The 14,832-nt window shown below is 53.2% G+C and carries 15 protein-coding genes; 10 read left to right on the plus strand and 5 right to left on the minus strand.

Annotation, left to right across the window (positions count from 1 at the left end; all coding sequences use genetic code 11):
- Positions 1-15: 15 nt before the first annotated feature.
- Positions 16-1,479, minus strand: coding sequence for an NAD-dependent succinate-semialdehyde dehydrogenase (locus tag FE845_RS10960; protein ID WP_200364453.1), 1,464 nt, complete (start codon positions 1,477-1,479; stop codon positions 16-18).
- 114 nt (positions 1,480-1,593) lie between these two features.
- Between FE845_RS10960 and FE845_RS10965 the strand changes: the two genes are divergently transcribed.
- Positions 1,594-2,511 (plus strand): LysR family transcriptional regulator, encoded by a 918-nt coding sequence (locus FE845_RS10965; RefSeq protein ID WP_200364455.1) that lies wholly within the window; start codon positions 1,594-1,596, stop codon positions 2,509-2,511.
- A 10-nt stretch (positions 2,512-2,521) separates the two neighbouring features.
- Here the strand turns inward: FE845_RS10965 and FE845_RS10970 are convergent, their stop codons facing one another.
- On the minus strand, positions 2,522-3,724 hold the full coding sequence (locus FE845_RS10970; protein ID WP_200364457.1) for an esterase/lipase family protein: 1,203 nt from the start codon (positions 3,722-3,724) through the stop codon (positions 2,522-2,524).
- Between the two features lie 245 nt (positions 3,725-3,969).
- Between FE845_RS10970 and FE845_RS10975 the strand changes: the two genes are divergently transcribed.
- The 5 genes from FE845_RS10975 (at position 3,970) to FE845_RS10995 (ending at position 7,764) form a co-directional block, all read left to right on the plus strand.
- Positions 3,970-4,374: an antitoxin Xre-like helix-turn-helix domain-containing protein gene (locus FE845_RS10975; protein WP_200364459.1), complete on the plus strand. Its 405-nt coding sequence runs from the start codon at positions 3,970-3,972 to the stop codon at positions 4,372-4,374.
- Positions 4,374-5,090 (plus strand): RES family NAD+ phosphorylase, encoded by a 717-nt coding sequence (locus tag FE845_RS10980; protein WP_200364461.1) that lies wholly within the window; start codon positions 4,374-4,376, stop codon positions 5,088-5,090. Before FE845_RS10975 ends, FE845_RS10980 begins: the two co-directional genes overlap by 1 nt.
- A 71-nt stretch (positions 5,091-5,161) precedes the next feature.
- Entirely contained in the window at positions 5,162-5,827 is a 666-nt protein-coding gene (locus tag FE845_RS10985; protein WP_200364463.1) for a response regulator transcription factor, read from the plus strand.
- Positions 5,824-7,155, plus strand: coding sequence for an ATP-binding protein (locus FE845_RS10990; RefSeq protein ID WP_200364466.1), 1,332 nt, complete (start codon positions 5,824-5,826; stop codon positions 7,153-7,155). The genes FE845_RS10985 and FE845_RS10990 overlap by 4 nt, the downstream gene beginning before the upstream one ends.
- 123 nt (positions 7,156-7,278) lie before the next feature.
- Positions 7,279-7,764 (plus strand): hypothetical protein, encoded by a 486-nt coding sequence (locus FE845_RS10995; protein WP_200364468.1) that lies wholly within the window; start codon positions 7,279-7,281, stop codon positions 7,762-7,764.
- Between the two features lie 62 nt (positions 7,765-7,826).
- Here FE845_RS10995 and FE845_RS11000 read toward each other — a convergent pair whose 3' ends face one another.
- The 3 genes from FE845_RS11000 to FE845_RS11010 are packed head-to-tail and all read right to left on the minus strand — an operon-like array spanning position 7,827 to position 10,939.
- On the minus strand, positions 7,827-10,052 hold the full coding sequence (locus tag FE845_RS11000) for a PepSY domain-containing protein (RefSeq protein ID WP_200364470.1): 2,226 nt from the start codon (positions 10,050-10,052) through the stop codon (positions 7,827-7,829).
- An 18-nt stretch (positions 10,053-10,070) separates the two neighbouring features.
- Positions 10,071-10,544 (minus strand): DUF2271 domain-containing protein, encoded by a 474-nt coding sequence (locus FE845_RS11005; RefSeq protein WP_200364472.1) that lies wholly within the window; start codon positions 10,542-10,544, stop codon positions 10,071-10,073.
- Between the two features lie 17 nt (positions 10,545-10,561).
- Positions 10,562-10,939, minus strand: coding sequence for a PepSY domain-containing protein (locus tag FE845_RS11010; protein WP_200364474.1), 378 nt, complete (start codon positions 10,937-10,939; stop codon positions 10,562-10,564).
- Positions 10,940-11,106: 167 nt separating this feature from the next.
- Here FE845_RS11010 and FE845_RS11015 point away from each other — a divergent pair, with 167 nt between their 5' ends.
- Genes FE845_RS11015 through FE845_RS11030 form a run of 4 tightly spaced genes read left to right on the plus strand, consistent with a single transcriptional unit; the run spans position 11,107 to position 14,813 of the window.
- Positions 11,107-11,772, plus strand: a complete 666-nt coding sequence (locus FE845_RS11015) for a response regulator transcription factor (RefSeq protein ID WP_200364476.1) — start codon at positions 11,107-11,109, stop codon at positions 11,770-11,772.
- A complete protein-coding gene (locus FE845_RS11020; RefSeq protein WP_200364479.1) occupies positions 11,762-13,099 on the plus strand; it encodes an ATP-binding protein in 1,338 nt (445 codons plus the stop codon). Before FE845_RS11015 ends, FE845_RS11020 begins: the two co-directional genes overlap by 11 nt.
- Before the next feature lie 56 nt (positions 13,100-13,155).
- Positions 13,156-14,442 (plus strand): ferric reductase-like transmembrane domain-containing protein, encoded by a 1,287-nt coding sequence (locus tag FE845_RS11025; RefSeq protein ID WP_200364481.1) that lies wholly within the window; start codon positions 13,156-13,158, stop codon positions 14,440-14,442.
- Positions 14,443-14,486: 44 nt separating this feature from the next.
- Entirely contained in the window at positions 14,487-14,813 is a 327-nt protein-coding gene (locus tag FE845_RS11030) for a BON domain-containing protein (protein ID WP_200364483.1), read from the plus strand.
- Positions 14,814-14,832: the final 19 nt, after the last annotated feature.

The following is a 14,832-nucleotide window of genomic DNA, read 5'->3' on the forward strand; positions in this document are numbered from 1 at the left end:
TGTTTGTGGGGCGCTTCAGCGAATGCCGCCCATGCACAAGTATTTGATTTCAACAAAATCATCGATGCCGTAGCGTGAGCCTTCACGGCCAATGCCGGATTCCTTGATGCCGCCAAAAGGCGCGACTTCTGTGGAAATAATGCCTTCGTTGATTCCGACCATGCCAAACTCGAGTGCCTCGGCAACGCGCCAGACCCGGCCGATATCGCGGCTGTAGAAATAAGCTGCAAGGCCAAAAGGCGTATCGTTTGCCAACGCCACAGCTTCCGATTCCTCACTGAACCGGAACACCGTCGCCACAGGGCCGAAAATCTCTTCCGTTGCGATAGACATGCTGGTGGTTACACCGGTCAACACGGTGGGCGGGTAAAAGTTAGAGTGGTCCGGAACGGCGGTATTCTGCTGAGTAATTTTCGCACCCTTGGCAAGCGCTTCCTCAACCAAGCCGTGTACTTTATTGACTGCTTTATCATTAATCAGAGGGCCAATGTTAACGGCCTCACCAAAGCCATCTCCAACGGTTAGGTTGTGCACAGCCGTGTTCAGCTTTTCAATAAACAGATCGTGAATACCGTCTTGAACCAGAATACGGTTGGTGCATACGCAGGTCTGTCCTGCGTTGCGGAACTTAGAGGCCATCAACCCAGCAATGGCCGAATCCAGATCAGCATCATCAAAAACAATAAAAGGCGCGTTACCCCCTAATTCTAAAGAGACCTTCTTTACGGTATCTGCGCACTGACGCATCAGCAGTTTGCCGACCGGCGTAGAGCCAGTGAATGAGAGCTTGCGCACACGGGAATCCTCACACAGTGTGCGACCAACTTCCGGAGCTTGAAGCGTAGTTACAACGTTCAGAACGCCAGCTGGAATTCCGGCCTGAAGGCTTAGCTCGGCCAGCGCAAGCGCACAAAGCGGCGTATCTTCGCCCGGTTTGATGACTACGGTGCAGCCCGCAGCCAAAGCTGGTGCAACTTTGCGGGTGATCATGGCAATAGGGAAGTTCCAGGGCGTGATCGCAGCAACCACACCTATGGGTTGCTTGATGGTCACCAGTCGCTTGTCCGGGCCATGGGCAGGAATTACATCGCCGTATATGCGCTTGGCTTCTTCTGCAAACCATTCAACAAAGGAGGCACCATAGGCGACTTCTCCCTTCGCTTCTGCAAAGGGCTTTCCCTGTTCACTGGTCATGATAGTGGCAAGATCATCCTGATGCGTAAGGATAAGATTGAACCAGTTACGCAGAAGGATGGAGCGTTCTTTCGCTGTTAGGGCCTGCCAAGGTTTCAGTGCTTTTTCGGCAGCGTCGATCGCAATACGGGTTTCGTCTGCTCCTAAGTCTGGAACGGAACCAATCGTGGCGCCGGTACTGGGATTAAAAACAGGAAACAAACGTAATTTATTAGCCTGGACCCACTGTCCATTGATGAAAGCGCGATCCCGGAACAGATCGGGCTGATTCAGTTTTAACGTCATACAGAGCTCCACAACCTACTAAAAAGAGAGTCATCTAGGTGGGGGGATAGTAAGACCGAGCATTTGTGTGATAAACATAAATGATCAGGCGTATACGTTGAGAGCGATCAAACAATGAAAAAAGATCTGAAAGTCAGACTGGGGCAAGTAGGGGATTACGAGATACGCCTGCTCAAAGTGTTTGAAGCCGTGGTTGAGAGTGGTGGGTTTTCAGCAGCAGAGGGAGAGTTGAATATCGGCCGCTCGACCATTAGCACGCACATCGCAAACCTTGAAGATCGGCTGAATCTCAAGCTTTGTTTTCGCGGCCGCAGTGGTTTTTCACTTACAGAAGAGGGGGCCGAAGTTTATGAACTGATGAAGACACTGCTCTCGGCCCTTGAGGGTTTTCGCTCAGGCGTAAACGCCCTGCATGTAAGTCTCACTGGTGAACTGCGTGTTATCGCCAGCGACACCATTTGCATGGATCCGCAATCCGGGCTCTCGGAAGCGATTGCCCGATTTTCCAAAGCCGCGCCCGATGTGAATGTGCTGCTGGATGTAAAGTCCCTCAGCGACATCGAGCGAATGGTCTTGAACGATGAAGCAGATATTGGCCTGATTCCCCAGCATCGTCAGCTTTCCGGGCTGGACTATCGTCCTCTCTATGTCGATGACTGCCACCTCTACTGCAGCCGCACACACCCGCTGTACCATGCAAAACCATCGCCTCAACTGCTAGATCAGGTGCTCTCCAGCAAAGTTGTTCATGCAGGCATTCACACCAGTCCGGAAGTTGGAGCCCAACTGGCCGACATGAACAAAGCGGCGATTTCCTATTTCTATGAAGCTCGATTAGCGATGATACTATCTGGCGCATACATCGGGTTCATGCCAGACGCCTACGTTCAGCGTTACGTTGATGAAGGGGATTTGCGCGCCCTTGTGCCAGAAACCAAGCACTACTCATTAGGAATCTGCACGATTACACGCACATACGGCAGGGCGAAAAGAGCGCGAGAGCTTTTTTTGGAACACTGGGTAGGTGTTTAAAGCAAGGATATCAGGCCAGCCATTCCAGTATTTGGTCGTGCACCACCTTGTTGTCTAGAAGCTCCAGATGGTTCAGCTTTTCGAACACTCGATAATCTTCCGGACGAATGTGCAGTCTTCTCAGATCGTCAGCATGGTGCCCCTTGGCGCTGTCTAATCGAACCAGAAGGTCACCCACCATCGTGCTGGGTATGGTGGATACATGCTTACCCACGGTTGCGGCGATAAAATAATGCCGCGTACCTTCGTGTAGTGGAACGGGTTTGCGATAGTCCGGGTGGAAATCATCTTGATCTATGCCTTGCCAATCATCGTCAAGCAAATTGCCATGCCGAAGATCCTTGATGCCAGCACTTGTGTGCTGGGCTAGAGCAAATGGACTGGCATAGCGGAACTTCTTCATAACAAAGGTCAACAGATTTCCGGCTTTGGCCAAGGCTGCGCCGTGGTGGGGTGAACCAAGATAAAGCGCATTTTTTAATAGCTTAGGCCAAGACAGTTCACGCTCACTGGCGTACCAGCAAGCGCTGCGGATAACCAGCCCACCCATGCTATGGCCGATTAGCGTAAGTTCTTCAACTCCCACGGGCCAATTCTCAACTAAAACCTGAAGTTGTTCTGCTAACTCCTTGCCATTGCTCGAAATATGACGCCCGGTATTGTAGTTCAAATATAGGGGCGTGTAACCTTGAGCACGCTGCAATTCGGTACCCAGATTGCCTTCACTATGGCCTTTCCAGTACTCATGTGAGAGGCACAAGCCATGAACCAGTACGAGAATTCGTGGGCTGGCATCCGGAACCACAGAGGTCAGGTTTGCGGATTTAGGCAGCACTCTTTCGCCACTGCTGTTCCGGAAATTCATGGTAATCGCCAGAGGATTATTACTGGCTTCCAAATGATCTCCGCAGACCCCGTTTAGCGCAGCGGCTACTTTCACGTTTTGGGGCAACTGCGATGACTCATCGACCATGGAAAACCTGTCGAGAGACGTGTGCAAGCCTCGCTGAAGTACAGAGGTAGTTGATTGAATTACTCTGTAGGTTCGGCCTTGCCGCGCTTTGGGAGGTAAGCCTGCAATATCACGCAGTCGGTTCAGCGGGTTGGCGTCTTTCACAACCGTGCGGTGCATGGTTTCCGTAATATCGGTAACGCCGCTGGTAAGGTCCAAAAGTAGTTGAGCTGAACCATGCAGGGTTTTGATTGAGACCATTTTACTGTGCTCCAGAAGTTCGTTCAGAACGTGCTGAAAAAACGATACAACCACTATCCAACGAATGATGGCCCTTGCACATGGCCTGTTTTTAGGCAGAGACGGTCATTTCGGTATTATTCCGATTAAACAGGCTGCGATGCCAAAATTCATTACACAGACCACTCTTGAGCATGCGCTTTCATAATTGATCAGAACTAAGTATATTGTTCATATATGAACACAAGCTTTGCAGGTGATGAGCTATGACAGCGGTAGTTGAGCGAAAAAACACAGAGAGTGACCGCGAGGCCGAAAAGGGACGCGTTGCCCTCAAAGGGTTCTTCCGGATAACGGAAGAGTGGGGATGTAGTGCAGAGGAACGAAGCAAGCTGCTCGGCGGGCCATCGAGAACAACGCTCTATAACTACTCCAAACTGAACCCAACCAAGCTTTCTAACGACACCATGGAGCGCATCAGTTATATCCTTGGGATTTATAAAGCGTTGCAGGTACTTTACCCGACCCATGAGCGTGCAAACCGAAGAATTCGCCTGAAAACATCGGAAATACCTTTCTGCGGTAAGTCTGCAATGGAGTTCATGACCCAAGGCTCCATGATGAACCTGATGATGACCCGCCAATATTTTGATGCCAAGCGAGGGTGGTGATGTTTTCTACCCCTCCGCTGCACCTTCCCGAATGGCAAACCTACCGAATTATCCCCAGCCACTATCCTCCCATAGACCTTTTCGAACGCATCTACGAGCCAGACGAATTTGAGTTGGCCTTCGAAATTGAAAGCATGACCAATCCTCGATTGCGGGACGAAGCAGGTGATATCCATCTGGTGAAACCCTGCGACCGGATCAGCGGGCCTGGCAGCTCGCCGGTGATGGCATCGTTTACGCATATGGGCTTTGGAAGCCGCTTTGCCGACCGACATTTTGGAGTTTACTACGCGGCTAGTTCGTTAGAAGTTGCTATTCGCGAGACCGTTTTTCACAAAGAACGCGAGCTATCTGCCGCCAACGAAGATTCCATAGAGCTCACCATGAGAGCCTACATTGGTTCCGTAGTGATGAGGATGCACGATATCCGTGGGCCCGAGTTCGAAGAACTGCATAATCCGGACGCTGATGATTACGGGTTAAGCCAGAAATTTGCGGGCCGATGGCGTAATAAAGGATCAAACGGGCTGCTATATAACAGCGTTCGGCACCCGGGCGGTGAGTGTATCGCAGCGTTTAAACCAAAAGCGGTTTCTATACCGGTGCAAGGGCCGCACCTGAAATACTTTTGGGATGGCGACAAGCAGCGCATTACCCATTGGGCGGAGATAGGGGAGGCGCACTCCCTCACTGGGCGGATGAGTGAGTTTGACTGAGGGGTGGTATGGTGGAGCTGCGAAATGGGTCGCAAAACCCCACAAAGTGATTCCATCTACAGTTACTGCCTATGAAAATTCTACTGGTTGAGGATGACAATTTACTCGGTGACGGAATTGCTGCGGGTATTGCACAGTCCGGCCTGGTGGTGGACTGGGTATTGGATGGGCAGCAGGCCGATACTGCGCTGGCCACAGGCACCTACGATGCCGTTGTACTTGATTTGGGTCTTCCGGGGCTTTCTGGAATGGAGGTCTTGAAACGAGCCCGTGCAAGTGGAAAAGACCTGCCGATTCTGATTCTGACCGCTCGTGATGCCGTGGAAGATCGAGTGGCCGGCCTGGATGCCGGTGCCGACGATTACCTTGTAAAGCCGTTTGATCTTTCTGAATTACAGGCACGCCTGCGGGCCTTACTCCGCCGCTCCAAGGGGCATGCCGACCCCGTCATCAATCAGGGAGAACTCCAGGTCGACCCTGTCAGTCATTCGGTGTTTTGGTCTGGAAAGTCGGTTGATCTGTCTGCACGTGAGTTCGCCATTCTCCACACATTGCTACTCAATGCCGGGAGAGTTATGTCAAAGGCACAGATTGAGGAGCAGCTATACGGCTGGGGAGAGGAGATCGAGAGTAATGCAATAGAAGTTTTTGTTCATCACCTGCGACGAAAATTGTCTCCGCAACTGATCCGTACTATCCGCGGTGTCGGGTACATGATTGAGAAAACCACACCATGAGATCGTCGCTGCGTTGGCGCCTGTTTACAATTCTTGCGGTATCCGTTTTGCTGGCCTGGATTGCGACTGCGTTCTTCACTTACCTCGATGCGCGCCGTGAAATCGGCATTACGCTTGATACCCGGCTCGCTAACGCAGCTGAACAGATCTCGATGCATCTCGACAGCTCACGAAACCCCGGTCTGATCTCTCAACAGATTCGTGACTATACCGGCACAGTGCTGCAGGTCTGGAAACGTGACGGATCTCTGCTCCTCGACTCAGGAACAGCTCCTGAAGAACGCCTGGGTACACAGCGTGATGGCTTCGAAACCATCACCATCAATAATATTAACTACCGGGTTTATAGCCAGTGGGACAAAGCCGGTGATATCAACGTGCGCGTTGGTGAGCGCTATGAACTGCGCGACGCACTGGCAGAAAGTATTGCGCGGCATTTGTTGCATCCTCTGTATTTTGCGGTTCCTGCGCTCGGCATACTGATTTGGCTGTCGGTTGGCGCCGGGCTTGTACCCTTGTCCCGTTTTACCCGGGAAGTAAAACAGCGTGAACCAGACAAACTTGATCCCCTTGATCTCACCGATACGCCGCGGGAAGTTATGCCGTTGCAGGATGCGCTCAACGCTCTTTTCGCACGCTTGCAGGTTTCACTGGAGCATGAGCGACGCTTTACGGCCGATGCGGCTCATGAGCTGCGTACGCCGCTGGCGGCCATAAAAACTCAGGCCCAGGTAGCGTTTGCTGCGCCCAACCCGGAACAGCTGGAGCATGCGCTAAACAGGATTGTCAGTGGTACAGACCGTGCGGCTCATCTGATTGAACAGTTGCTGGTGCTTTCGCGAGTGGATTCAGAGCAAGCACCGGCGAATCCAGAACAGCTCAAGCTTTCTGCAGTAGTGAACGAGTGCGTGGCTTCGCATGCTCAGGTGGCGATACGCAAGGGCGTGGATCTGGGGTTCGAGGCGGCCGATGAGGGTGTGGTCCTGGGTGATGCAACCTTGCTTGCCATTCTTGTACGTAACCTCGTGGACAATGCCGTCCGTTACACGCCTGCGGGCGGGCAAGTAGATGTTCGTGTTAGTCGCTCCGCTGACCATGTGATGCTTCGTGTTGTTGATACTGGCCCGGGAATTCCGGAAAAAGTGCGGAATCTGGCGGTATCGAGGTTCTATCGCGGGCTTGGCAGCGGCGAAGAAGGCAGTGGGCTCGGGCTATCGATCGTAGAACGCATAGCTAACCTGCACGGAGCTTCTTTGAAGTTTGACGATAACAGTGATGCCGGGGAAGGTTTGATGGTATCCGTGGGTTTCAGAGCAGCTTCAGAATAGAGAGGGTCGATCCTTTCGGGTTGCAGATATTTTTTCGGTAAAGTACATCCTTAAGCGAATATTAAGGTGATTCAGGGATACTTCTTTCAAACCAACCAAACGGTGTACTCAAAGGAGCATTTCATGAACATCAAATCCCGTTTTTCGAAGTTTGCAATCATCACCGGCATGACGCTCAGCCTGACAGCATTCACCACCGTGGCAGCAGCAGCCAATAACGAACATGAGCATGGCCACGGTGAAATGGAGTTACAACTGAACGACGGAAACAAGTGGGCTGTTGATGCGCCACTCAGCCGCGCCATGAATAACATCGGAAGCGCCATGCATAAGGATTTGGACGCCATTCATTCTGGCAAGCTGGAAAATGAAAAATACTCTGTGCTGGCGAAAAAAATCAACAATGAAGTCAACTACATGGTTGAAAACTGCAACCTTGAGCCTGAGGCAGATGCCCAGCTTCACCTTATCATTGCCGAACTGATGGAAGGGGCAACCGTAATGGAAAGCAAAGCCAACGCGCGGGATGGCGCGGTGCAAGTCATGGGCGCAATCGAAAGTTACACTACCTATTTTGATGACCCGAATTTCGAACCAATTAAACACTGATGATTAGCCTGGTACACCCGGTCAATAGGGGATCGGGTGTACCAGGCGATTCGCCTTATTCTTCAGTAAACATCTTCCAGGTAGCGGCCCTCATTTCTCAATTTATCTACATTCAGGTTTAATGGCTTGAGGATTGAATCAAACACCTGTCGTACACTGGCGGCCATATCCCGGCCTCCACATACCAATATCTGTGCACCTGTCTCAATCCTTTGTCGCAGTGCAGTTTGATCGGCCATGATGGCGTCCTGAACGTAGGCTTTGTCTGCCGACCGTGAAAAGGCGGTGTTCAGTTCGGTCAGTCGGTGGTCATTCAGATAACCGCCCAGTTCTGGCTGATAGAGAAAATCCGATGTCGGATTACGCCCGCCCCAGTAGAGGTACATGGGGTTGCGCTCTGTATTTTTCCGGATAAAGCCTGCTAGTGGGCCGATTCCTGCGCCAGCGCCAATGAGAATAATGGGCCTGGTGCCCCCCGCCGGTCGAAAGCCGGGGTTCTGCTGGATGAATCCGCTAATCCGGTCTCCCGGTTTGAGACTGTGCAGATACCCGGAACACAGGCCATTGGCCTGTTTACGAACACAGATTTCCAGTTGACCATCCGACGCCGAGGACGCCAGCGAATAGAACCGGGGAGCCTTATCTCCGGGGGGCGAAACCCCAAACAGATCGCCAGCCTCGAAGTCCGGCAGGTTCTCCCGGTTTTGAAACAGAAGTCTCTGCCAGAGACTTCTGTCACTTTGTACCGGCTTGAAGCGCAAGATGCTGGTAGGCGCATTCACCGCAACCCCGTAGTCCACACGCTCAACAAGCTCGAACCCTGACATCACTTCAGGCGCGGGGTTATGACTCAGTGCTAGCGGAATGCCCATATACTCGCTGATTGCCTCGCCCCATTCCCGAAACTGTGTGGCGGAGCCGCGGTCAATACGGGTAAGGGGATGCATTTGCTTTAGGCCTTTGTTGCTGAGCGCTTTATCCACATTCAGCCCATACTGGCAGAACTTCGGGAACTGTTGGTCGCCAAAGCCGAGAACCACAAACTTCAATCCATCATCTGGCTGAAAGCGCTCAAGCCGAGTCATAAACTGACTGGCAGAGGAGGGCGCATCACCATCACCATAGGTTGACGTCAGAATGAAAAGCGCACTGACCTTCGGATAATGCTCAGCCAGATCATTCATGGGCGCGCAGTGTACTTTCTTTCCTGCCAGATTGAGCTTGTTCTGAAGGTCCATGGCAAAGCCCCAAGTGGTGTTGCCTTCCGAGCCCACCAGAATGACGGTGTCAGCGGCTTCGATGTTCGCATTTTCACCCAGACTTATGGCAGATGATCGCCGTTGCCACCAGATCTGCAGGCCGGTGAATGACAGTGCCGGCACGGTCAGCGCCGCTATCCCGAGAATCAGACCTAACCACCATAAGCCTTCACCCGTATGCAGGCGAACCATCCAGTGCTGGAACTGGCTGCCGGTAGAACGCGGCTGGTACTGCAGCAGTTCTCCGGTTGCCCGATCCACGAAACCGGAACCCTGAGTGGTGCTCAGGGAGTAGACGTCTGTGGGGCCATCCGGATAGGGGAATACCAGTTCCCGTAGTTCGTTGACATCCACGTTTTTCAGCGCGCTCAAAGAGCCTGCCGGTGCTGGTGTACCGCCTGAAACTTCTGCAGGAAAAGAGGGCTCCGTAATCGCACCCTGTGGTAACAGGCCAAACCTGACAGCCGACATATAGCTGCCAGTCAGTGCTGACAGTAACAAACCAATCACGGCAAATCGTGCCAGTTCGGCGTGAATCCGGAGGCCACCGGAGCCTGGAATGGGCCGGACAATCGCATTCCAGCCCCCCAGGCGTCGAGCCAACAGAAAAGCTCCGGACAGGCAGATCAATACCATCAGTGCCGCCAACACCCCGGCCAGTATTCGCCCGGCATCATCAAGAAGAAACGATCGATGCAGGTTCTTTGCCCAGCGCAAGAATGCCGATGGCTGGTAGGGTGCAATAGCTTCTCCGGTAAGAGGGTTAACCAGGTCGGCACCCGGCTTGCCATCACGACTGTAATAAACGACAACTTCGCCCGAGAGAGAACGTGCGATCTGTTCGGTACCGGGATAATTCACCACCACGCGCTCAGCCAGATCAGCCACGCTGAGTTCGCCAGCGGCCGGGACAACAGCACGCGACCGCTCAAGTGCCGGTACTGCGGACAAAACAACTCCGGAGGTCGCCAGCACTACCAGCAATAATGCAGCGACCAACCCGGGTAAACCATGGAGCTTGCGCAACATTAATGTGTCTCCCGCCGTTTACTTGAGGTCATAGACAAAGGACTGAACATAGCCGCGGCCGGATACCGTTTTCCCGGAATCCTCTGTGGTCAGAGGCACCACCACATCCGAACGGTTGTCACGCATGTCTTCAACGGCAGTATCAACACGAATCTGATAACCGGAGTCGATCAAAGCGTCTTCAAGTTCCAGAGTCACTTTCAGGGCGCGGCCGCTGGTCACACTGGCGCCGGTCAGGCCGTCGTATTCAGCCTGATTCAGGCCACTGCCCCGTGCCCAGTCCCGCAGGTGCTTGTAATATTTGCTTTTCTCTCCTGAAATCCAGAGAGTCCCCTGGTACTGTCCGTTGGTATCCGTAAGGTAGAGAGCCAGATAAGCCCCGTCACCGCCATAGTTTTTCAGCTGGGTGGTAAAGGTGACTTCCCGAGCCTGGGCATAAGCCGGCAATGCCATTACCGTTGAAAGCCCTAGAGCAAACAGAATTTTTCTCATGACGTAATCTCCTTTAATTACTCAACCGTTACGCTGGGTCGGCCTTTGACAATGCCCTTCCGGGGAACCCGATCTTCATTGGTCGGTTCGCTATAGCGCTTGGATCTGTCACGATGGTCGTCATCGTCGTCCTCCCGCTCCATTTCCATCAGCTCAAAGGTCGCCGGAGAGAACTCAGCTTCCACGCGGTAACCATTTGGATCCCGACCTTTGACCTCGTAACAACCGTCGTCCACCTTGATGCGGAACACCGTCCAGCCTTCGGCTTCCAGCTGTTTCCGGAGGTTTTCCCGTGGCTGCCATTGGGCAACCGGGTCATCGCAGTCATCGTCAGCCAGGGCGGCACCGCTCACCAGCAGTAACGAAAGGCTGATAACAATGGGTTTGAGTTTCATGGCTTGTCTCCCGTTGAATCGGTTTAATCAACCCTAAGGCTTTTACCTGACAGTGGGCTGAACAGGAGGCCGAGAAGCAGAATGGTCAGCAGATTGGTAAGAGGTTCAGGCTGCTGTCAGGTGAGGGCTGTAGTATCTTCAGATCGTGAACAGGCAAAAGGTGAAACATGCGGGTACTGTTGGTTGAGGATACAACCGGGCTGGGTGAAGCCGTGCGGGATCAGATCAGCGAGGACGGGCACGCCGTGGACTGGGTGCAAAGTCTTGGTTTTGCGGAAACCAGCGTGAAAACCACCGCTTATAATCTGGTTTTGCTCGATTTGATGCTGCCGGATGGCCACGGTTTTGATTTTCTTAAAAAACTGCGAGCAGCCGGTGACACAACGCCCGTCATCATTCTGACCGCCAGGGACCAGGTTTCAGACAGGATTGCAGGGCTGAATGCCGGTGCTGACGATTATCTGATAAAGCCTTTTGATTTATCAGAGCTGTCTGCCCGGGTAGCGGCCGTGGCACGCCGCTATCGCGGCAATCCGAACCCTCTGGTGCATATTGGCGATCTTGAAGTGGATCTTGGTGACCATCGCATTAGCCGCAACGGCGAGCCAGTGGAGCTCACCGCCCGGGAGTGGGCGCTCTTTGAAGGGTTTTTGCAGCGCCCGGGAATACTGCTGTCGCGTTCACAGCTTGAAGATCGGCTGTACGAATTCGGGGCCGAGATCGAGAGCAATACCATTGAGGTCTACATTAGCCGTTTGCGCAAAAAACTTGGGCGCGACGCCATAGTGACGGTCCGAGGTATGGGTTACCGGTTAAACGCTTATGACCACTAAAACCAGCTTGCAGAAAACCCTTGGTACCTGGCTTACCCTCGGCGTGACCTTGCTTTGGCTGTTGGGCGTGATTGCTTCCGGGGTTATTGCGCGCCATGAAATGAATGAAGTGTTCGACAGCGCCCTGGAAGAGACGGCGCAGCGCATCCTGCCATTGGCGGTGACCGATATTCTCAACCGGGAAAATGACACAGGCGATCAGCGGGCATTGGCCCTGAAAGAACACGATGAATATCTCACTTATCTGGTTCGAGACGCGTCAGGCAAGCTGCTGCTGCAATCCCATGACGCAGATCCGCGTATTTTCGGTGCCAAGCCTCGCGAAGGATTCTCTGAAACGCCTACACACCGGATATACGGCGAGGGGGCCATCAGCGATACCCTGTTCATCGAGGTTGCCGAACCCTTGGGCCACCGCCGCGAAGCCATACTGGATACCAGCCTTGCATTGCTCACTCCACTGGTGCTTCTGATTCCCATCAGCCTGGTTGGTGTGTGGTGGGTGATAAAACGGTCGCTTCGTCAGGTGGTTATACTGCAGCAATCGATAGAAACCCGCGGTGGCAGTGACCTCTCTCCGGTGGCGGTAGACCGCCTGCCAAAAGAGTTTGAACCTACCATGGTTTCAGTTAACCGCTTATTGGAGCGTTTGCGCAGAGCGCTTGAAGCCGAGCGAAGCTTTACTGCTAACAGTGCCCATGAATTGCGAACGCCACTGGCAACGGCGTTGGCGAAGCTTCAGCGGTTAAAAACTGAAGCCCGGGATGCCGGAGTTAAAGCGCGAGCCGGCGAAATTGAAGAATCGCTTCGCACTTTGTCCAGATTGTCGGAAAAGTTGCTGGAACTGGCCAAGGCTGAAGGTGGCAGTGCTCTGTCTGAAAACGAAAATGATTTGGTGCCTATCCTGCAAATGATCACCAACGATTACGAGCGTGAAGCTCCCGGTCGCCTCAAGCTGAATTTGCCAGGCAACCGCGTAATGTCATTACTCGATCCTGATGCCTTTGCCATCCTGGCACGAAACCTTATAGAGAATGCACTCAGGCACGGCGCAGCCGACCGGGCAGTACATATAAGCCTTACAGGTGAGGGCACTTTACGAGTCGCTAATGCAGGTGATGTTGTACCGCCAGAGAAGCTCGCATTATTGCGCAACCGTTTTGTACGCTCCGATTCGAAAACACTGGGCTCCGGTATCGGACTTGCCATAGTGGACGCCATTGCCACCGGCGCAGGTACTGCCCTTAACCTTCGATCACCAGCCTCAGGCCAAAGCGGCGGTTTTGAAGCAGAAGTGAATATTGTCGTGCAACACTCAGGGGTTTAAGGCTGGTGTCAGGTTAATCTTGCAGAATTCAGACAAACCCAAGCCGGAGTTTGTTTGTGCCTAACCTACGTACCAGTGTCACCCTTTTTCTGCTTTTGGCGGCTCAGTTCAGCTTCTGGGCCCCGGGGCTGAGCTATGAAAATTTCCTCACACTCAGTGGCTATCTTGCCATCAATTTCATGTCTATCACTATGCTGCTGGCAACCCGGCCGGTATGGCTGGAATCGCCATTACGTGGATTGGACAGCATGTATCAGTTGCATAAATGGACCGGCATTCTGGCCGTCGTTTTTGCGCTGTCACACTGGTTGATTGAAATGGCGGATGACGCCCTCGAAGCGCTGCTTGGATCAGATCGCAGCTTGAAGGAAGCTGACTTCTCCGGCCTGCTGGACAGCTTGCAGGATGGCGCTGAAGACCTCGGCGAGCCCGGCCTGTATGTGCTGGCGTTTCTGGTTGTTATCACTCTCCTGCGTTGGGTGCCTTATGGTTACTGGCGCCACCTGCATCGGGTGATGCCAGTGATTTATCTGGTACTGGCCACCCACGCATTGTTGCTGGCCCCGCTGAAATGGTGGCAACAACCCACTGGTTGGCTGATGGCGCTGTTGATAGCAGGTGGTGCCGTCGCAAGCCTGCAATCGCTAACCGGGCAAATCGGCAGGAGTCGTCGCTATAAGGGATTGGTTCAGGCCGTCAGGCAGACACCAGCTAACATCACGGAAGTTGTCTGTGAGATGGGCAAGCGGTGGCCTGGCCATCAAGCCGGACAATTTGCTCTGGTGACCTTCGACCGGATGGAAGGAGCGCATCCTTTCAGCCTGTCCAGCGCTGACAATGACAGCGGGCAGCTCAGTTTCCATATCAAGGCGCTGGGGGACTACACCCGCAAGATCCCGCGGAAGCTACGGAGTGGTCAGGCAGTTACGCTGGAAGGACCTTATGGTCGCTTTGACCCCGACAGCGGCAGAAAAAATGCCCAGCAAATCTGGGTTGCTGGCGGCATCGGTATCACACCGTTTCTGGCTGCCCTGGAAAAGCGCCTTATCAATACCGACCAAATATATCCAGGGGTCACACTGCATTACTGCACTGCCGAAGCCTTGGGTGATCCCATGCTGGCTCGCCTGCAACAACTGGTGCAGCAACTTCCGGACATATCGCTGCACATCTACGACAGCCTGCAGGGGCAGTGGTTGACCGCGACGCAACTGAAAATCCATGACCGCAGAGTGGATATCTGGTTCTGCGGCCCGCAGGGCTTGGCTAAAGCCTTGCGAAGCGGTCTGAAGCAACAGTCCATTTCATTACGCTTTCACCAGGAAAGTTTTAAGTTTCGTTGAAACCGGGCTTGTCTTTCAGCCCAGCCAACAATGAGTAGAGTCCAATGAATAAATATCGTGGAACACAGTTCTTGAGCATCACTTTGATCACCGTTGCGCTGTTGACTGCTTGCAATAAGCCTCCGGGAAATTTCGAAGGTCTACAGCGAACCAGCTCGAACGCCGTCAACGTGGCGGATGCAGACGTAACCGAAAACGTCAAGAGGGCCTTGCAGGGAGACCCTGAACTTATTATCGTGACCACGCGGAAAGGTGATGTGCGCCTGGTTGGCGTCGTCGACACGCAGAGGCAAATCGATACCGCCATAAAGCTCGCTCAGAGAGCGGACGGCTTCCATACCATCCATAATGAGTTGATCATCAGGAAGTGAGCGTGCTGCGAGGGGTTTT

Origin of the sequence: Marinobacter sp. 1-4A (assembly GCF_016597725.1) — a bacterium.
Lineage (GTDB): Bacteria > Pseudomonadota > Gammaproteobacteria > Pseudomonadales > Oleiphilaceae > Marinobacter.